Raw genomic sequence first — 19,280 nt, forward strand, 5'->3', positions numbered from 1 at the left:
GAATATCGGAGATGGTGAAGGACTCGGCGTGAACTTCAGCGATCATCAGTGCGGACATGACCGCAGTTAGCAGCAGACGTTTCATGAAGTCCTTTTATTCCAACTGGCAATAAACAACCTGCCGCCACAAAACGGCAGGTTCGCAATTGAGCGAAGCTTTTATAGTCGACCCAGATCGTTGATCAGGGCGAGCAACATCACCCCTATGACCAAACTGATACCGATCTGGCCCCCCCAACCTTGCACCCGATCGGATAGCGGACGACCGCGCGCCCACTCGACCAGGTAAAACAGCAAATGCCCCCCATCCAGTACTGGAATGGGCAGCAGGTTAAGAACCCCCAGGCTTATGCTCAGGTAGGCCAGGAAATTCAGGAAATCCCCCACGCCGGACTGGGCTGAAGCGCCCGCCACTTTAGCAATGGTTATCGGTCCACTCAAGTTTTTTACCGAGAGCTCCCCGAACAGCATTTTCTTCAGCGATTCAAGGGTCAGGACGCTCATGTTCCAGGTGCGCGACAAGCCCTCACCCACCGCATCCAGCGGGCCGTAGCTGACTTCGCGGAGCATGTTGGCAGGCCATTCGCCACCTTTTACCCCGGCACCCAGATAGCCACCAACTGCCTTGCCCTCGCCCTTGCGGGCCAGGGTCACCGGCAGCTCCAGGGCCGTACCGTCGCGCTCCACACGCACCACTACTTTGGCATCTGGGCGGGCGCGAACACTGTCGACTACTTGCTGCCATTCAGTGACGGCCTGGCCATCGACAGCCAGCAACTTGTCACCGGTTTTCAGGCCCGCAGCGGCTGCCGGCCCCTTCGGATCGATCTCGGCAAGCACTGGCGTGATCGCCGGGCGCCAAGGGTGCAGCCCCAGAGACTGGATCGGGTCCGGCTCGTCAGCGCCCTTGAGCCAGCTGTCCAGCTTGACCTGCAGTTGGCGCTCAGCGCTGGCGCCCTCTTCAAGCACGCCAACCTGCAACGTACCGCTCTCACCCAGGCGACGAACCAGTTGCAGATTGACCGCTGACCAACCGTTGGTCGCTTTGCCATCGATAGAAACGATTTCCTGACCTGCGGTCAGACCGGCCGATGCTGCCAGGCTGCCACTATCGACCGCACCGATTACCGGACGGACCTGCTGGGTACCCAGCATCGCCAGCACCCAGAAAAACAGGATAGCCAGCAGAAAGTTGGCAATCGGGCCTGCCGCGACGATCGCGATACGCTGGCGTACCGACTTGCGATTGAACGACTGCCCAGCCAGCGCTGGCGGCACATCGCCTTCGCGCTCGTCGAGCATCTTGACGTAGCCACCCAACGGGATAGCCGCAACCACGAATTCGGTGCCGTGGCGGTCATGCCAGCGCAGCAGCGGCGTGCCGAAGCCCACCGAAAAACGCAACACCTTGACGCCACAGCGGCGCGCCACCCAGAAGTGGCCGAATTCGTGGAAAGTGACCAGCACCCCCAAGGCCACAAGGGTGCCGATAATCATGTAGAGCGCTGTCATGTCCATCTCCGAATGATGTTCAGCGGGCCGGCGTCACGCCCAGTCCCCTCACGAACCGTGGCGAGCCTGCATCAGCGACCGTGACGCCTCAGCCACTCACGGGAAAGCTCCCGGGCACGCTGATCGGCGGCAAACACCGCGTCCAGCGACGGCAGCGGCACGACGGGCTCCTGGTCGAGTACCTGTTCGATCATACCCGCGATCTCCGGGAAGCGGATACGCCGCTCAAGAAATGCCTCGACCGCCACTTCGTTGGCCGCATTGAGCACGGCGGGCGCGCTATTGCCGGCCTCGGCAGCCTGCCGCGCCAGGCGCAGGCAAGGGAAGCGTTGTTCGTCGGGCGCCTGGAAATCCAGACGGGCGATGGCGAACAGGTCCAGCGGCGCGACCCCGGAGTCGATCCGTTCAGGCCAGGCCAAGGCATTGGCGATCGGTGTGCGCATGTCCGGGTTGCCCAGTTGCGCGAGCACCGACCCGTCCACATAGTCGACCAGCGAGTGGATCACGCTCTGCGGGTGCACCACCACCTCGACCTTGGCCGGCGCAGCATCGAACAGCCAGCAGGCTTCGATCAGTTCGAGCCCCTTGTTCATCATGCTGGCCGAATCCACGGAAATCTTGCGCCCCATGGACCAGTTAGGGTGCGCGCAGGCTTGCTCCGGGGTCACGTCCAACAACGCCTCGACCGGCGTCTCGCGGAACGGACCACCGGAAGCGGTCAGCAGGATCCGGCGCACACCAACGGCACTCAAGCCTCGGGCGTAGTCGCCAGGCATACACTGAAAGATCGCGTTGTGCTCACTGTCGATCGGCAGCAACACGGCGCCACTGCGCCGCACTGCCTCCATGAACAGCGCACCCGACATCACCAGCGCTTCCTTGTTGGCCAGCAATACCTTCTTGCCAGCCTCGACAGCCGCCAGCGTAGGGCGCAGGCCGGCGGCACCGACAATGGCCGCCATCACTGCATCCACTTCCGCTGCCGACGCCACCTGGCACAGCCCGGCCTCGCCTTCCAGCACCTCGGTGGCGCAGCCGGCTGCAGCCAGGCTTGCGCGCAGCCTTGCGGCTGCCTCGGCGCTCGGCACCACGGCGAACGCCGGGCGATGACGCACGCACAACGCCAACAGCTCGTCGACGCGCGAATAGCCACTGAGGGCAAACGCCTCATAGCGATCAGGGTGCCGCGCGATCACATCCAGCGTGCTCAGGCCGATGGAGCCAGTGGCCCCGAGCACGGTAATACGCTGCGGGCGACTCACATCACACCCCATTCGGCAGCCCACAACAGCACCGCAAAAATCGGGATTGCCGCAGTCAGGCTGTCGATGCGATCAAGCACGCCACCGTGGCCGGGCAGCAGGTTGCTGCTGTCCTTGATGCCGGAGCGGCGCTTGAACATGCTTTCGGTCAGGTCACCGACTACCGAGGCCATGACCAGCAGCGCGGCGCCCAGCAGGCCGAGCAGGACCTGACCAAAGCTCCAGTCGCGGCTGATGCCGACACCCAGGGTAATCAACAGGCTGACCGCCAGACCACCGTACACGCCCTCCCAGCTCTTGCCCGGGCTGACTTGCGGGGCCAGCTTGCGCTTGCCGAACGCCCGCCCAGAGAAGTACGCGCCAATGTCGGCAGCCCACACCAGCACCATGACCGACAGGATCAACCCGTTGCCCAGCGGCCAGTGCTTGAGCAGCACCAGCCCCTGCCAGGCGGGCAGCAGCACCAGCAGGCCGATCAGCAGCCGGCAGGCAGCACTGGCCCACAGCTCGCTGCTGCGCGGATAGGTCAGCACCAGCCAGGTTGCCAGCCCCCACCAGATCACCGCGGCGCCCAGCACCCAGGGCGCCAGCTCTGGAAGGATGTACAGCAGCATCAGCGCCCCGGCGACCACCGCGGCATAGGCAATACGCAGCGGCTGGGCCACCAGCCCGGCAAGGCGCGCCCACTCCCAGGCACCGAGGGTCACCACGAAGCCGATGAACAGGGCGAAATCGCCACCGTTGAGCAGGAAGAAACCGCCCAGCGCGATCGGCAGCAGGATCAGCGCAGTAATGATGCGTTGTTTAAGCATTAAGCACGAGCTCCAGCCTCGACCTGCTCGCTGGTCTTACCAAAGCGGCGCTGGCGCGAAGCGAAATCGGCCAGGGCATTGCGCATGGCCTCGTGTTTGAAGTCCGGCCAGTACAGGTCGGAGAAATACAACTCGGCATAGGCCAGCTGCCACAGCAGGAAATTACTGATGCGGTGCTCGCCACCGGTGCGGATGCACAAGTCCGGCAATGGCAGCTCGCCGGTTGCCAGGCAGGCCTGCAAAAGGCCCGGGGTGATGTCTTCCGGGCGCAGGTGCCCAGCTTGCACTTCCCGCGCCAGCCGCTGGGCGGCCTGGGCGATGTCCCACTGGCCACCGTAGTTGGCTGCAATCTGCAGGATGAAGCGATTGTTACCGGCGGTCACTGCCTCGGCTTCGCGCATGGCAGCCTGCAGCTCAGGGTGGAAACGCGAACGGTCACCGATGATGCGCAGGCTGATGTTGTTTTCGTTGAGGCGCTTGGCCTCACGGCGCAGGGCCGAGAAAAACAACTCCATCAGCGCACCCACTTCTTCGGCGGGGCGCTGCCAGTTTTCGCTGGAGAAGGCGAACAGGGTCAGCACCTCGACCCCGGACTTGGCACAGACTTCGATGACCGCGCGAACGGCGTCGACACCCGCTTTGTGCCCGGCAACGCCGGGCAGCAGGCGTTTCTTCGCCCAGCGGTTGTTGCCATCCATGATGATCGCGACATGACGCGGCACCGAGGACGGCACCGCTGGCTTGGTCTTTTCCATTAAAAAACCCCGGCCTTAAACGGCCATCAGGTCCTTTTCCTTGGCTTTGAAGGCAGCATCGACTTCGGCAACGAACTTGTCGGTCAGCTTCTGGATCTCATCAGCGGCGCGACGTTCTTCGTCTTCACTGATTTCCTTGTCCTTGGTCAGCTTCTTCAGGTCAGCCAGGGCGTCGCGGCGCACGTTGCGCACAGCTACCTTGGCGTCCTCGGCCACACCGCTGGCCTGCTTGGTGTAGCCCTTGCGGGTTTCCTCGGTCAGGGCCGGCATCGGCACACGAATGGTGGTACCGGCGCTGGATGGGTTCAGGCCCAGGTCGGAGGTAAGGATGGCCTTCTCGATGGCAGCGCTGAGGTTCTTGTCGTGAGCGACGATCTTCAGGGTGCGAGCATCTTCGACGGTGATCGCGGCAACCTGGTTCAGCGGCATTTCGCTGCCCCAGGCAGTGACCTTGACGGTATCCAGGATGCTTGGGTGCGCGCGACCAGTGCGGATTGCCGCCAGGTTGCGGCCCAGGGCCTCGAGGGACTTGGTCATGCGCTCCTGCGCGTCTTTCTTGATGTCGTTGATCATGCTTGGCCTTCCTCGATCAGAGTACCTTCAGCGCCACCCACCACGATGTTCAGCAGGGCGCCAGGCTTGTTCATGTTGAATACCCGCAATGGCATCCCGTGGTCGCGACACAGAACGATTGCAGTCAGGTCCATCACACCCAGCTTGCGATCCAGGACCTCGTCGTAGGTCAGGTGATCGAACTTCTCGGCGTGCGGGTCCTTGAATGGATCGGCAGTGTACACACCATCGACCTTGGTCGCCTTCAGCACCACATCGGCATCGATTTCGATGGCACGCAGGCAGGCTGCGGAGTCGGTGGTGAAGAACGGGTTGCCAGTACCGGCGGAGAAAATTACCACATCCCCGGAGTTGAGGTGGCGAATAGCTTTGCGACGATCGTAATGATCGGTGACACCGACCATGGAAATGGCCGACATGACCAGGGCCGGGATGTTCGAGCGCTCCAGCGCGTCGCGCATGGCCAGGCCGTTCATCACGGTGGCCAGCATGCCCATGTGGTCACCGGTGACACGGTCCATGCCGGCTGCGCTGAGCGCGGCACCGCGGAACAGGTTGCCACCGCCGATCACCAGGCCGACCTGGACACCGATCCCTACCAACTGGCCAACTTCAAGGGCCATACGATCCAGCACTTTCGGGTCGATCCCGAAGTCTTCCGAGCCCATCAGGGCCTCGCCGCTAAGTTTGAGCAAAATGCGTTTATAGCGAGGTTGGCGACCACTCACCTGCTGAGCCATTGCGAGTCTCTCCTGCGGCGTACTTTTAGAAAATTCATGCGGGCTGTTTGCAGCCTGCTAACTGTAGCGTGGCACCGTTTTGGCGCCAGCGGCGGCGGGCCTTATAAACCCTTTGCCGTTTTGACAAAGAGGCTGCGCGCGTGAGCGGGCAGCCTCTTTGGGGCGACAGACGGGGCTGTCTTACTGCTTGGCAGCAGCTACCTGAGCGGCAACTTCAGCAGCGAAGTCGTCGACTGGCTTCTCGATGCCTTCGCCTACTTTGAAGTAGGTGAAGGAAACGATTTCAGCACCGGCTTTCTTGGCCAGTTCGCCAACCTTGACTTCTGGGTTCATGACGAAGGCTTGCTCTTTCAGCGAGGCTTCGGCCTTGAACTTGGTGATACGGCCGTTGATCATGTTTTCAACGATGTTTTCCGGCTTGCCGGCGATCTTGTCGGCGTTCAGCTGCAGGAAGACACCCTTCTCGCGCTCGATGGCCTCGGCGGAGATTTCCGACGAATCCAGGAACTCAGGGTTCGACGCTGCAACGTGCATGGCGATGTTTTTCGCCAGCTCTACGTCACCACCTTTCAGAACGACGACAGCGCCGATCTTGTTGCCGTGCAGGTAGGCACCGACAACGTCACCTTCAACGCGCACCAAGCGACGGATGTTGACGTTCTCGCCGCACTTGGCAACCAGGGCTTCACGAGCAGCTTCACGCGAGGCGATCAGCGGAGCAGCATCGGTCAGCTTCTGGGCGAAGGCTTCTTCGAGGCTTTCGGCAACGAAGTTCTTGAAGTCGTCTTGCAGGGCCAGGAAGTCGGTCTGCGAGTTCACTTCCAGCAGGACGGCGGATTTACCGTCGGTCTTGACGGCGATAGCGCCTTCAGCAGCGACGTTGCCAGCCTTTTTGGCGGCCTTGATGGCGCCCGAGGCACGCATGTCGTCAATGGCTTTTTCGATGTCGCCGCCGGCCTTTTCCAGGGCCTTTTTGCAATCCATCATGCCTTCGCCGGTACGCTCGCGCAGTTCTTTTACCAGCGCTGCAGTAATTGCTGCCATTTCAAAATCCTCTTGGAAAGTTTTTCAACCATTCCACCCGTTGATCACGGGCGTTCAATTCTGCTAATCCGCTGTTTTCATTTCAGCACGCCCATGATGCGGGGCCGATGCTGACAGCAGGATTTCAAGGTGGCAAAAAGGGGGCAGAGCCCCCTTTTTGCGTGCCAAGTAGACGCTAGCGCCTATTACTCAGCAGCAGGTGCAGCCGCTTCTTCAACATAGACTTCGGTGCCGCCAGCAACGTTGTTGCGGCCGCGGATGATGGCGTCAGCCATCGAAGTCATGTACAGCTCGATGGCGCGGATGGCGTCGTCGTTGCCTGGGATGATGTAGTCAACACCTTCCGGGCTGCTGTTGGTATCGACAACGCCGATAACCGGGATGCCCAGCTTGTTTGCTTCGGTGATAGCAATGCGCTCGTGATCAACGTCGATCACGAACAGGGCATCAGGCAGACCGCCCATGTCCTTGATACCACCCAGGCTGCGGTCCAGCTTTTCCAGATCGCGCGAACGCATCAGAGCTTCTTTCTTGGTCAGCTTGGCAAAGGTGCCGTCTTCGGCCTGGGTTTCCAGGTCGCGCAGACGCTTGATCGAAGCGCGGATGGTTTTGTAGTTGGTCAGCATGCCGCCCAACCAGCGGTGATCAACGTATGGCGAACCAGCGCGAGCAGCTTGCTCGGCGACGATCTTGCCGGCGGAACGCTTGGTGCCGACGAACATGATCTTGTTCTTGCCCTGAGCCAGACGCTCTACGAACGCCAGAGCGTCGTTGAACATTGGCAGGGTTTTTTCCAGGTTGATGATGTGGATCTTGTTACGCGCGCCGAAAATGTACTTGCCCATTTTCGGGTTCCAGTAACGGGTCTGGTGGCCGAAGTGCACACCGGCCTTCAGCATATCGCGCATATTGACTTGGGACATGATAGTTCCTTGATAAGTCGGGTTGGGCCTCCACGCGTCCCAATGACCAACCCGCAAATTCGAGAATCCGGGGCACCCAGGTCATCGTGTCGACACGTGTGTGGGTTTAAGCTGACGGGGTCGTCCCCGAAAGCGGCGCATGTTATACCACAGACCGCGAGCGAACGAAACCCGGATGAGGTCGCGTCCGTCAGCGGTTTTTGCAGCGCCCCGTCAAACAGGCCAAAATGCCTCCTGTAGAGAGCAGCATGGCCGCCTTTATCCCGACAGAATGCCGCCCTGCTCTGCTAGAATCCGGCCTTTCCCGTTTGTTCGCGCCGCATGCGGCGCTGTAGAGAGCCTGTAATGACCGTCAACATCAAGACCGCAGAAGACATCGAGAAGATGCGCATCGCCGGCCGCCTGGCCGCCGACGTGCTGGAAATGATCGAGGAACACGTCAAGCCCGGTGTTACCACCGAAGAGCTCGACCGCCTGTGCCATGACTATATCGTCAACGTCCAGCAGGCCATCCCGGCGCCGCTCAACTACAAGGGCTACCCGAAGTCGATCTGCACCTCGATCAACCATGTGGTCTGCCATGGCATCCCCAACGACAAACCGCTCAAGGACGGTGACACGCTGAACATCGACGTCACCGTGATCAAGGACGGCTACCACGGCGATACCAGCCGCATGTTCCACGTCGGTAACGTGCCGGTATGGGCCGAGCGCCTGTCCAAGGTTACCCAGGAGTGCATGTACAAGGCCATCGAGCTGGTCAAGCCGGGCTGCCGCCTGGGCGATATCGGCGAAGTGATCCAGAAGCACGCGGAAAAGAACGGCTTCTCCGTGGTGCGCGAGTTCTGCGGCCACGGCATCGGCAAGGTGTTCCACGAAGAGCCGCAGATCCTGCACTACGGCCGCGCCGGCACCGGCATGGAGCTTAAAGAAGGCATGACCTTCACCATCGAGCCGATGATCAACCAGGGCAAGGCCGACACCAAGGTGCTGGGCGACGGCTGGACTGCCATTACCAAGGATCGCAAGCTTTCAGCCCAGTGGGAGCACACCCTGGTGGTGACCGCGACCGGCTACGAGATCTTCACCCTGCGCAAGGACGACACCATCCCGCGCACTTCGGCCTGACCTCGCCCCCCACAGGCCACCCCACGACAGGAATGTGACGCGATGCCCCAGGTGGATCCCGAGCTGTTCGACCGTGGCCAGTTCCAGGCGGAACTGGCCCTCAAGGCGAGCCCTATCGCCGCCTTCAAGAAAGCCATCCGTCTGGCCGGCGAGGTGCTCGACAAGCGTTTTCGTGCTGGTAGCGAAATCCGCCCACTGATCGAAGCCCGCGCCTGGCTCGTCGACAACATCCTGCAACAGGCGTGGAACCAGTTCGACTGGGGCGACCAAAGCGGCATCGCCTTGGTCGCGGTAGGCGGTTACGGGCGCGGTGAGCTGCACCCGCACTCGGACATCGACCTGCTGATACTGCTGGGCGCTGCCGAGCACGAGCAGTACCGCGACGCTATCGAACGCTTCCTTACCTTGCTGTGGGACATCGGCCTGGAAGTGGGCCAAAGCGTGCGCACCGTCGACGAATGCGCCGAACAGGCCCGCGCCGACCTGACGGTCATCACCAACCTGATGGAAAGCCGCACCATCTGCGGCCCAGAGGCCCTGCGCCAGCGCATGCTGGAGGTGACCAGCACCGCGCACATGTGGCCGAGCAAGGAGTTCTTCCTGGCCAAGCGCGCCGAGCTCAAGGCCCGCCACCACAAGTACAACGATACCGAGTACAACCTGGAACCCAACGTCAAGGGTTCGCCAGGTGGCCTGCGCGACATCCAGACGGTGCTGTGGGTGGCCCGCCGCCAGTACGGCACCCTGAACTTGCATGCACTGGCCGGCGAGGGCTTCTTGCTGGAAAGCGAGAATGAACTGCTGGCCTCGTCCCAGGACTTTTTGTGGAAGGTGCGCTACGCCCTGCACATGCTTGCCGGACGCGCCGAAGACCGCTTGCTGTTCGACCACCAGCGCAGCCTGGCCACACTGCTGGGCTACGGCGACGACAACCCCAAGCGGGCGATCGAGCAGTTCATGCAGCAGTACTACCGGGTGGTGATGAGCATCAGCCAGCTGTGCGACCTGATCGTCCAGCACTTCGAAGAGGTCATCCTCGCCGACGAGGAAAGTGGCAGCACCCAGCCGCTCAATGCGCGCTTCCGCCTGCATGACGGCTATATAGAAGCGGCCAACCCGAACGTGTTCAAGCGCACGCCGTTCGCCATGCTGGAAATTTTCGTGCTCATGGCCCAGCGCCCGGAAATCAAGGGCGTACGTGCCGATACCGTGCGCCTGCTGCGCGAGCACCGGCACCTGATCGACGACACGTTCCGCACCGATATCCGCAACACCAGCCTGTTCATCGAGCTGTTCAAGTGCGAAATCGGCATTCACCGCAACCTGCGGCGGATGAACCGCTACGGCATCCTTGGCCGCTACCTGCCAGAGTTCGGCTTGATCGTCGGGCAGATGCAGCATGACCTGTTCCACATCTACACAGTCGATGCGCACACCCTCAACCTCATCAAGCACCTGCGCAAGCTGCAATACACGCCGGTATCCGAAAAATTTCCGCTGGCCAGCAAGCTCATGGGGCGCCTGCCCAAGCCCGAGCTGATCTACCTGGCCGGCCTGTACCACGACATCGGCAAGGGCCGCCAGGGCGACCACTCGGAAATCGGCGCGGTGGACGCGCAAAAATTCTGCGAGCGCCACCAGTTGCCGGCCTGGGACAGCCGCCTGATCGTCTGGCTGGTGCAAAACCACCTGGTGATGTCGACCACTGCCCAGCGCAAGGACTTGTCCGACCCGCAAGTGATCAATGACTTTGCCCTGCACGTGGGCGACGAGACCCGCCTCGATTACCTGTACGTGCTGACCGTGGCCGATATCAACGCCACCAACCCCAGCCTGTGGAACTCATGGCGGGCCAGCCTGCTGCGCCAGTTGTACACCGAGACCAAGCGCGCCCTGCGTCGCGGCCTGGAAAACCCGCTGGACCGCGAGGAGCAGATTCGCCAGACCCAGTCCTCAGCGCTGGATATCCTGGTGCGCGAGGGCACCGACCCAGACGACGTGGAACAATTGTGGTCGCAGCTGGGTGACGACTACTTCCTCAAGCACAACGCCGCCGATGTGGCCTGGCACACGGATGCAATTCTCCAGCAACCGGCCGATGGTGGGCCGCTGGTACTGATCAAGGAAACCACCCAGCGCGAGTTCGAAGGCGGCACGCAGATCTTCATCTACGCCCCCGACCAGCACGATTTCTTCGCCGTGACGGTGGCGGCCATGTCGCAGCTGAACCTGAACATCCACGATGCGCGCATCATCACGTCGAGCAGCCAGTTCACCCTCGACACCTACATCGTGCTGGACAACGACGGTGGCTCGATCGGCGACAACCCGCAGCGGGTAAAGCAGATTCGCGACGGCCTGACCGAAGCGCTGCGCAACCCCGAGGACTACCCGACCATCATCCAGCGCCGAGTGCCGCGCCAGCTCAAGCACTTCGATTTCCCACCGCAGGTGACCATCCTCAACGATGCCCAGCGGCCAGTGACCATCCTCGAAATTACTGCACCCGACCGCCCTGGTCTGCTGGCCCGGCTGGGGCGGATTTTCCTGGAGTTCGACCTGTCATTGCAGAACGCCAAAATCGCCACCCTCGGCGAGCGGGTGGAAGACGTGTTCTTCATCACCGATGCCGACAACCAGCCGCTGTCGGACCCGCAGCTGTGCAGCCGCCTGCAGGAAGCCATCGTGCAGCAGCTACAGGCCGGCCAAGGTAGCGACACCAGCCCGACCCGCGTGACTTTTTAACGATTAGACGATTGACGAGACCTTGCGCAGATGAACCATGCCTTGACCCAGCTTCAGCCTTACCCGTTCGAAAAGCTCCGCGCCCTGCTGGGCAGCGTGAAGCCTGCGGCGGACAAACGCGCCATCGCCCTGTCGATCGGTGAGCCGAAGCACGAATCGCCGGCGTTCGTCGCCCAGGCCATGGCCGACAACCTCGACAAGCTGGCGGTATACCCCAGCACCCTCGGCTTGCCGGCCCTGCGCCAGGCTATCGGCCAGTGGTGCGAACGGCGCTTTGGCGTACCGGCCGGCTGGCTGGATGCCGACCGCCACATCCTGCCGGTAAACGGCACCCGTGAAGCCCTGTTCGCCTTCACCCAGGCCGTGGTCAACCGTGCCGATGACGGCCTGGTCATCAGCCCCAACCCGTTCTACCAGATCTACGAAGGCGCAGCACTGCTGGCCGGTGCCACCCCGCACTACCTGCCGTGCCTGGAAAGCAACGGCTTCAACCCCGACTTCGACGCCGTCCCGGCCGAGGTATGGAAGCGCTGCCAGGTCCTGTTCCTGTGCTCGCCAGGCAACCCCACCGGCGCGCTGGTGCCGATGGACACCCTGAAAAAGCTGATTGCACTGGCCGATGAGCACGACTTCGTGATTGCGGCCGACGAATGCTACAGCGAGCTGTACTTCGATGAGGACGCACCGCCACCGGGCCTGCTGACCGCCTGCGCCGAACTGGGCCGCAGTGACTTCAAGCGCTGCGTGGTGTTCCACAGCCTGTCCAAGCGCTCCAACCTGCCGGGCCTGCGCTCGGGCTTCGTCGCTGGCGATGCCGAGATCATCAAGCCGTTCCTGCTGTACCGGACCTACCACGGCTGTGCCATGCCCGTGCAGACCCAACTGGCCAGCGTCGCCGCCTGGCAGGACGAGGCACATGTGCGCGCCAACCGCGACCAGTACCGAGCCAAGTACGATGCCGTGCTGGATATCCTGCAACCGGTGCTCGACGTACAACGCCCGGACGGCAGCTTCTACCTGTGGGCCAAGGTGCCGGGCAACGACGATGCCGCCTTCACCCGTGACCTGTTCGAAGCCGAACACGTGACCGTGGTGCCGGGTTCGTACCTGTCCCGCGAAGTCGACGGCGTGAACCCCGGCAGCGGGCGTGTGCGCATGGCCCTGGTTGCCCCCCTGGCCGAGTGCATCGAGGCGGCGGAGCGTATTCGCGCGTTCTTGCAAAAGCGCTGAACCTTCCTGAAAACCTTGCCGACCGGCAGGGCAGATCGACGCCGTCGAATTGCCCTACCGGCCAGGCTGAATACGCCAATATCGCCCCAATCACCCCGACCTTAAGGTTAAGCCTCCTCCACCGCAGACGAGGCAACACCCATGACCCAGATCAGCAGCGATATATGTCAGGATGCCAAAAGCTGGCTCCTCGAAATGGACGACAACGGCGACGGCAAGGTTTCGCTGGAAGAATTCAAGAAGCGCTTCGACAACTTGCACAGTAGCGATGAGAGGGATGCCATCCTGGCACTGATGGATGTGAACGGCGACGGTTTCATAGAGGTGGGCGAAACCCTGCTGCGCCTCGATGGCTCCCCTGCCTGCAAGTAAGCCAGGCAACGCCCGTGCTCTCGGTGAGCGCGGGCAATCCTCGCCATTTCGACGCCCTACCTGACTTGCCCAAGGTTCGCTTCACTCATGTCCAGCTCCCCCAGGACCTGGCGCACGACCTCATCTCCGACCAGGTGCTGGCGATGCAGGTTGTATAGCTCCAACCGCTGCGCCCTCAGTGCACGCAAGCGCAAATGCCGCTCCAGCAGGTCCATCTGCTCGGCCAGCGCCTTGGCTTCGGCGCTGTCGTTGTAGCTGTCCAGCTCATCCCGGTATTCTGCCATCAACCGCGCTTTCAGTTCGGTCGCCAAGGTCGCCTGCGCGGCGTCCTGCGGCGCATTGCTGTCGATCACCTCCTCTGCCTCCAGGGCATGGATCGCCGCTTCGGCCGTGCGCCGCCAGGCTTCCTGCACTTCCTGGCGCAGGCGCTCGTCCGGGCTCTTGGTCACCCCGCGCAGCAACAGCGGCAACGCGATACAGGCACTGATCAACGACAGCAGGATCACCCCGGCGGCAATGAAGATCAACAAGTCACGTTCCGGGAAGGCCTTGCCCGCCCCCATCAGCAACGGCACCGACATCACACCTGCCAAGGTCACCGCCCCCCGCACCCCGCCCAGGGTCAGCAGCCAGCAGGAGCGCGCTGTAGGCATCAGCACCAGCGCCGGTTTCCCACGCCAGCGACGCACCACGCCGATCGAGCGCCAGATGCTCTGCACCCAGATGTAACGCAGCAGGATAAGCGCGGCAAAGATCGCCACCACATCCAGGCAGCGGTAGGCCAGGGTCGGCCAGACGGTGGGTTCGTGGCTGACCACCGCCTTGATGATGTCCGGCAACTGCAGGCCCAACAGCAGGAAGATCAGGCCGTTGAAGGCAAACTCCAGCAGCGACCAGACGCTGCGGTTGAGCAGGCGGGTGCTGGTTTGCCGTGGCAGCAGGTCGAGCCAGCTCTGCATCATGCCCGCCGCCACCGCCGAAAGGATGCCCGACACGCCAAGACGCTCGGCCAGCACATAGGCAGCAAATGGCAACAGCAGCATGAACACCACATGCGTGGCTGGGTCGTCCCAGCCGCGAGCGATCATCCAGGCGCGCAGGCGGCCGACCAGCCAGCTCAAGCCCACACCCACCGCCAGACCGCCAAGCGCGACCAGGACAAAACTGAAGCTTGCATCGGTCAGCGAGAACACCCCGGTAATCGCCGCTGCCAAGGCAAACTTGAAGGTCACCAGGCCCGACGCATCGTTCATCAGGGCTTCGCCCTGCAGCATGTGCATCAGCGGCGTGGGCAGGCGGTCTTGGGCAATGGCCGAAACCGCCACGGCGTCGGTTGGCGAAAGTACCGCTGCCAGGGCGAAGGCCACTGGCAACGGGATGCTCGGCAGCAGCCAGTGAATGAAGTAACCAGCCCCGACCACGGTGAAAAGGACCAGCCCGACGGCCAGCGCCACCACGGGCCCGCGAATGCGCCACAGCTCCCGCTTGGGGATGCGCCAGCCGTCGGCAAACAGCAGCGGCGGCAAGAACAAGAACAGGAACAGTTCGGGGTCAAGGGCCACATGCAGGCCCAGTGTCGGCAAGGCCAGCAAGGCACCGGCGGCGATCTGCACCAGCGGCAAGGGCAGCGGAATCATGCGGCCGACCAGCTTCGACAGGCTGACCAGCGTCAGCAGGATGAGGACGGTGTAGGCGGACTGCATCCGGGAGAGCTTCCTTTGTGAACCAGAAACGATAGCAGGGCGAAACATCGCCATTGAAACAATATGTTAGCGGCGACCGACGGTTTGGGGCCGCTGCACGATAGTCGCAGGTGGCAGGTGAATATGTAACATGATGATACTTCTTCGTCTGTGAGATCGAGCGCCGCACGGCCGGCACCCAATCGCCGACCCACTGCAAGACTCAAGGCGAGCACACCCGTGGCGCTCACAGTTTGGTTCCCGCATAATCCCGCGACTGACATCGAAAAACGGAGAGATTGGGGCAACCTGCACCCCCAATGTACACAATGACCTACACGCTCTACGGCATAAAAGCCTGTGACACCATGAAAAAGGCGCGTACCTGGCTCGAAGACAAGGCCATCGCCTACGAATTCCACGATTACAAGACCCAAGGCATCGACCGTGACAGCCTGAACCGCTGGTGCGACGAACACGGCTGGGAAGTCATCCTCAACCGTGCCGGCACCACATTCCGCAAGCTGGACGACGCCAGCAAGGCAGACCTCGACCAGGCCAAGGCCGTCGAGCTGATGCTGGCCCAGCCGTCGATGATCAAACGCCCGGTGCTGGACCTTGGCGCGCGTACCCTGGTCGGCTTCAAGCCCGACCTGTACGCCGCTGCCCTGGCCTGAGCCCCTACCCTATTTCGCACGAGGTAATCACATGTCCAATACCCTGTTCAGCCTGGCCTTCGGTGTCGGCTCCCAGAACCGCCAGGGCGCCTGGCTGGAAGTGTTCTACGCACAACCTTTGCTTAACCCGAGCGCCGAACTGGTTGCTGCGGTAGCCCCTGTTCTCGGTTACGAAGGTGGCAACCAGGCCATCGCCTTCAGCAACGGCCAGGCCGCCCAACTGGCCGAAGCCCTGAAAGGCGTTGATGCTGCCCAGGCCGCCCTGCTGACCCGCCTGGCCGAGAGCCACAAGCCGCTGGTCGCCACCCTGCTGGCCGAAGACGCTGCCCTGACCTCCACCCCAGAGGCCTACCTCAAGCTGCACCTGCTGTCGCACCGCCTGGTCAAGCCACACGGCGTGAGCCTGGCCGGTATCTTCCCGCTGCTGCCGAACGTGGCCTGGACCAACCAGGGCGCGGTCGATCTGGCCGAACTGGCCGAGCTGCAACTGGAAGCGCGCCTGAAGGGCGAGCTGCTGGAAGTGTTCTCGGTGGACAAGTTCCCGAAAATGACCGACTACGTGGTCCCGGCCGGCGTGCGTATCGCCGACACCGCCCGTGTGCGCCTGGGCGCCTACATCGGCGAAGGCACCACCATCATGCACGAAGGCTTCGTCAACTTTAACGCGGGCACCGAAGGCCCAGGCATGATCGAAGGCCGCGTGTCCGCTGGCGTATTCGTCGGCAAAGGTTCGGACCTGGGCGGCGGTTGCTCGACCATGGGCACCCTGTCCGGTGGCGGCAACATCGTCATCAAGGTCGGCGAAGGCTGCCTGATCGGCGCCAACGCCGGTATCGGCATTCCGCTGGGCGACCGCAACACCGTCGAAGCCGGCCTGTACATCACCGCCGGCACCAAGGTGAACCTGCTGGACGAGAACAACGAGTTGGTGAAAGTGGTCAAGGCCCGCGACCTGGCTGGCCAGACCGACCTGTTGTTCCGCCGCAACTCGCTGAACGGCGCCGTAGAGTGCAAGACTCACAAGTCGGCCATCGAGCTGAACGAAGCACTGCACGCCCACAACTGAGAACCTTGTCGGGTTTGAAGTGTTAAGATCGGGTCTGGCGCCAACGCGCCAGACCCGATTTTCATTCCAGGCCCCGCGAACATGTTCCAGCCCTCCCCCTGGCGTGCCGACTTTCCCGCCATCGCCGCCCTGCAACGGCAGCACCAGACTTACCTGGACAGCGCCGCCACCAGCCAGAAGCCGCAAGCCCTGCTCGATGCCCTGAGCCATTACTACGGCCATGGCGCAGCCAACGTGCACCGTGCCCAGCACTTGCCCGGTGCGCTGGCGACCCAGGCCTTCGAAACCAGCCGCGACAAGGTCGCCGCCTGGCTCAATGCCGCAGACTCACGGCAAGTGGTGTTCACCCACGGCGCCACCTCGGCACTGAACCTGCTGGCATACGGCCTGGAACACCGCCTCGAAGCCGGGGACGAAATTGCCGTCAGTGCCCTGGAGCACCATGCCAACCTGCTGCCCTGGCAACAGCTGGCGCACCGGCGCAACCTGCGCCTGGTGGTACTGCCGCTGGACGCTCATGGTTACATCGACCTGAACCAGGCACTGCAACTGATCGGCCCGCGCACCCGCGTGCTGGCAGTCAGCCAGCTGTCCAACGTACTGGGTACCTGGCAACCGCTACCGGCGCTGTTGGCCCATGCCCGCGCCCAAGGCGCGCTGACCGTGGTCGATGGTGCCCAGGGCGTGGTGCACGGCCGCCATGACGTGCAGCAACTGGGGTGCGACTTCTATGTGTTTTCCAGCCACAAGCTGTACGGCCCGGACGGCGTCGGCGTGCTTTATGGCCACAGCCAAGCGCTGGGGCTGCTGCGCCACTGGCAGTTCGGTGGCGAGATGGTGCAACTTGCCGAGTACCACAGCGCCAGCTTCCGCCCGGCACCGCTGGGGTTCGAGGCAGGTACGCCGCCCATAGCCGGGGTGATCGGCCTTGGCGCAACCCTGGGCTACCTGGCCAGCCTCGATGCCCAAGCGGTCGCGGCCCACGAAACCAGCCTGCACCAGCACCTGCTGCGCGGCCTGGCTGACCGCGAAGGCGTGCGCATACTCGGTACGCCACAGGCGGCCCTGGCCAGCTTCGTCATCGAGGGCGTGCACAATGCCGATATTGCCCACCTGCTCACCGAGCAAGGCATTGCCGTGCGCGCCGGTCACCACTGTGCCATGCCGCTGCTGAAAGGCTTGGGCCTGGAAGGCGCAATTCGGGTGTCGCTGGGCTTGTACAACGACAGCGATGACTTGCAGCGCTTTTTCACGGCGCTGGATCAGGGCCTGGAGCTGCTGCGATGAACATGCCGGAGCAGGCACGCCAGGCGCTGGACGCTTTTGAACAGGGCAAGGGCTGGGAGCAGCGCGCGCGGCTGCTGATGCAATGGGGCGAGCGACTGGAACCGCTGGCCGAGACTGAAAAGACCGAAGCCAACCGGGTGCATGGCTGCGAAAGCCTGGTCTGGCTGGTGGCCGAGCAGGTCGACGGCTTGTGGCGGTTCAAGGCCAGTAGCGATGCACGCCTGTTGCGCGGGCTGCTGGCGTTGATGCTGGTGCGGGTGCAGGGGTTGGCCAGTGACGAGTTGGCCATGCTCGATCTGCGCGCGTGGTTTACACAGCTGGGGCTTGAGCGCCAACTGTCGCCGTCGCGCAGCAATGGGCTGCATGCGGTGCTGCAGCGGATGGCGGAGTTGGCGTCCAACCGCTAAATCCAGGGCAACGCTGCTCCCTGTAGGAGCGGCCTTGTGTCGCGATGGGGCGCGCAGCGGCCCCCACATTTTCAGCTTCGCCGCCAAAATTGCTGGGGCCGCTTTGCGGCCCTTTCGCGACACAAGGCCGCTCCTACAAAGACCGAGTAGGCATGAGAATGGTTACTCAGGTTTGATACGCTCCGAAGGGCGCCGCGCACCGGCCACCAGCTTCTCGATCGCCTTGCTGGCTGCCACCATGCCAAAGGTCGCGGTCACCATCATCACCGCGCCAAAGCCACCCGCGCAGTCCAGCCTTACGCCCTCACCCACGAAGCTTTTCTGCAGGCAAACGCTGCCATCGCCCTTGGGGTAACGCAGCTGTTCGCTGGAGAACACGCACGGTACGCCATAGTTGCGGCTGACATTACGCGAGAAGTTGTAGTCGCGGCGCAGGGTTGAGCGCACCCGCGAAGCGAGCGGGTCGTTGAAGGTCTTGTTCAGGTCGGCGATCTGGATCTGCGTCGGGTCGATTTGCCCACCCGCACCACCGGTGGTGACAATCGCGATCTTGCGCCGCCGGCACCAGGCGATCAGCGCCGCCTTGGCCATCACGCTGTCGATGCAGTCGATCACACAATCCAGCTGCTCATGGATGTACTCGACCATGGTCTCGCGGGTGACGAAGTCAGCCACCGCATGCACCTTGCACGCCGGGTTGATCGCTCGCAGGCGTTCGGCCATGACCTCGACCTTGGGCCGCCCCACCTGGCCTTCCAGGGCATGGGCCTGGCGGTTGGTGTTGCTGACGCAGACATCGTCCAGGTCGAACAGGGTGATTTCGCCCACGCCACTGCGGGCCAACGCTTCGGCCACCCAGGAGCCCACTCCGCCAATACCGACCACCGCCACATGGGCCTGGCCCAGGCGTTGCAGCCCCTGGTCGCCGTACAGCCGGGCAACGCCGGCGAAGCGTGGATCTTCTGTGCTCATGTTCATACCCCAAAAAACCGGCGCGCATTATATGCCAGCGGGCCCATCGCCTGCATCGTTAGGAAAGAGACTACCAACCCTGCTTTAATGTCC

18 protein-coding genes and 1 pseudogene are annotated in these 19,280 nt (G+C 62.7%); 8 read left to right on the top strand and 11 right to left on the bottom strand.

Going from position 1 to position 19,280, the window contains the following annotated elements:
- The 9 genes and pseudogenes from APH35_RS29715 to rpsB form a co-directional block, all read right to left on the bottom strand.
- Window positions 1–85, bottom strand: a pseudogene (locus APH35_RS29715) (POTRA domain-containing protein); the annotation flags it as partial.
- 74 nt (window positions 86–159) lie between these two features.
- A complete protein-coding gene (gene rseP / locus APH35_RS11255; protein WP_060514814.1) occupies window positions 160–1,512 on the bottom strand; it encodes an RIP metalloprotease RseP in 1,353 nt (450 codons plus the stop codon).
- Between the two features lie 71 nt (window positions 1,513–1,583).
- A complete protein-coding gene (ispC, locus tag APH35_RS11260; RefSeq protein WP_060514815.1) occupies window positions 1,584–2,774 on the bottom strand; it encodes a 1-deoxy-D-xylulose-5-phosphate reductoisomerase in 1,191 nt (396 codons plus the stop codon).
- A complete protein-coding gene (locus APH35_RS11265) occupies window positions 2,771–3,586 on the bottom strand; it encodes a phosphatidate cytidylyltransferase (protein WP_060514816.1) in 816 nt (271 codons plus the stop codon). Before APH35_RS11265 ends, ispC begins: the two co-directional genes overlap by 4 nt.
- Window positions 3,586–4,341 (bottom strand): polyprenyl diphosphate synthase, encoded by a 756-nt coding sequence (uppS, locus tag APH35_RS11270; protein WP_012270838.1) that lies wholly within the window; start codon window positions 4,339–4,341, stop codon window positions 3,586–3,588. The genes APH35_RS11265 and uppS overlap by 1 nt, the downstream gene beginning before the upstream one ends.
- A gap of 15 nt (window positions 4,342–4,356) precedes the next feature.
- Complete coding sequence (frr, locus tag APH35_RS11275; protein WP_012270837.1) at window positions 4,357–4,914, bottom strand: ribosome recycling factor; 558 nt, start codon at window positions 4,912–4,914, stop codon at window positions 4,357–4,359.
- The gene (gene pyrH, locus APH35_RS11280; protein ID WP_012270836.1) at window positions 4,911–5,654 is read right to left on the bottom strand and encodes a UMP kinase; all 744 of its coding nucleotides are present in this window, start codon (window positions 5,652–5,654) and stop codon (window positions 4,911–4,913) included. The genes frr and pyrH overlap by 4 nt, the downstream gene beginning before the upstream one ends.
- A 180-nt stretch (window positions 5,655–5,834) precedes the next feature.
- Entirely contained in the window at window positions 5,835–6,698 is an 864-nt protein-coding gene (tsf, locus tag APH35_RS11285) for a translation elongation factor Ts (RefSeq protein WP_012270835.1), read from the bottom strand.
- A gap of 185 nt (window positions 6,699–6,883) precedes the next feature.
- Window positions 6,884–7,621, bottom strand: coding sequence for a 30S ribosomal protein S2 (gene rpsB, locus APH35_RS11290; RefSeq protein ID WP_012270834.1), 738 nt, complete (start codon window positions 7,619–7,621; stop codon window positions 6,884–6,886).
- Window positions 7,622–7,966: 345 nt separating this feature from the next.
- Here rpsB and map point away from each other — a divergent pair, with 345 nt between their 5' ends.
- The 4 genes from map to APH35_RS11310 all read left to right on the top strand — a co-directional run bounded on the left by map (window position 7,967) and on the right by APH35_RS11310 (window position 13,096).
- Window positions 7,967–8,749 (top strand): type I methionyl aminopeptidase, encoded by a 783-nt coding sequence (gene map / locus APH35_RS11295; RefSeq protein WP_012270833.1) that lies wholly within the window; start codon window positions 7,967–7,969, stop codon window positions 8,747–8,749.
- Between the two features lie 42 nt (window positions 8,750–8,791).
- The gene (locus APH35_RS11300; protein ID WP_012270832.1) at window positions 8,792–11,494 is read left to right on the top strand and encodes a [protein-PII] uridylyltransferase; all 2,703 of its coding nucleotides are present in this window, start codon (window positions 8,792–8,794) and stop codon (window positions 11,492–11,494) included.
- A gap of 30 nt (window positions 11,495–11,524) precedes the next feature.
- Window positions 11,525–12,724 (top strand): succinyldiaminopimelate transaminase, encoded by a 1,200-nt coding sequence (gene dapC / locus APH35_RS11305; protein WP_012270831.1) that lies wholly within the window; start codon window positions 11,525–11,527, stop codon window positions 12,722–12,724.
- A 141-nt stretch (window positions 12,725–12,865) separates the two neighbouring features.
- Complete coding sequence (locus tag APH35_RS11310) at window positions 12,866–13,096, top strand: hypothetical protein (RefSeq protein ID WP_060492668.1); 231 nt, start codon at window positions 12,866–12,868, stop codon at window positions 13,094–13,096.
- Between the two features lie 56 nt (window positions 13,097–13,152).
- Here the strand turns inward: APH35_RS11310 and APH35_RS11315 are convergent, their stop codons facing one another.
- Window positions 13,153–14,799 (bottom strand): Na+/H+ antiporter, encoded by a 1,647-nt coding sequence (locus APH35_RS11315; protein ID WP_012270829.1) that lies wholly within the window; start codon window positions 14,797–14,799, stop codon window positions 13,153–13,155.
- Window positions 14,800–15,107: 308 nt separating this feature from the next.
- On the opposite strand from APH35_RS11315, the gene APH35_RS11320 reads away from it, so the two are divergent.
- The 4 genes from APH35_RS11320 to APH35_RS11335 all read left to right on the top strand — a co-directional run bounded on the left by APH35_RS11320 (window position 15,108) and on the right by APH35_RS11335 (window position 18,215).
- On the top strand, window positions 15,108–15,455 hold the full coding sequence (locus APH35_RS11320) for an ArsC family reductase (RefSeq protein WP_003252272.1): 348 nt from the start codon (window positions 15,108–15,110) through the stop codon (window positions 15,453–15,455).
- A gap of 31 nt (window positions 15,456–15,486) precedes the next feature.
- Window positions 15,487–16,521: a 2,3,4,5-tetrahydropyridine-2,6-dicarboxylate N-succinyltransferase gene (gene dapD, locus APH35_RS11325; protein ID WP_012270827.1), complete on the top strand. Its 1,035-nt coding sequence runs from the start codon at window positions 15,487–15,489 to the stop codon at window positions 16,519–16,521.
- Between the two features lie 81 nt (window positions 16,522–16,602).
- Window positions 16,603–17,808 (top strand): cysteine desulfurase, encoded by a 1,206-nt coding sequence (locus APH35_RS11330; protein ID WP_060492669.1) that lies wholly within the window; start codon window positions 16,603–16,605, stop codon window positions 17,806–17,808.
- Window positions 17,805–18,215: a SufE family protein gene (locus APH35_RS11335; protein WP_012270825.1), complete on the top strand. Its 411-nt coding sequence runs from the start codon at window positions 17,805–17,807 to the stop codon at window positions 18,213–18,215. The genes APH35_RS11330 and APH35_RS11335 overlap by 4 nt, the downstream gene beginning before the upstream one ends.
- Window positions 18,216–18,377: 162 nt before the next feature.
- On the opposite strand, the gene tcdA is transcribed toward APH35_RS11335, so the two are convergent.
- Entirely contained in the window at window positions 18,378–19,187 is an 810-nt protein-coding gene (tcdA, locus tag APH35_RS11340; protein ID WP_012270824.1) for a tRNA cyclic N6-threonylcarbamoyladenosine(37) synthase TcdA, read from the bottom strand.
- Between the last annotated feature and the right edge of the window lie 93 nt (window positions 19,188–19,280).

The organism is Pseudomonas sp. NBRC 111132 (assembly GCF_001320565.1).
In the GTDB taxonomy this organism is placed as follows: Bacteria; Pseudomonadota; Gammaproteobacteria; order Pseudomonadales; family Pseudomonadaceae; genus Aquipseudomonas; species Aquipseudomonas putida_P.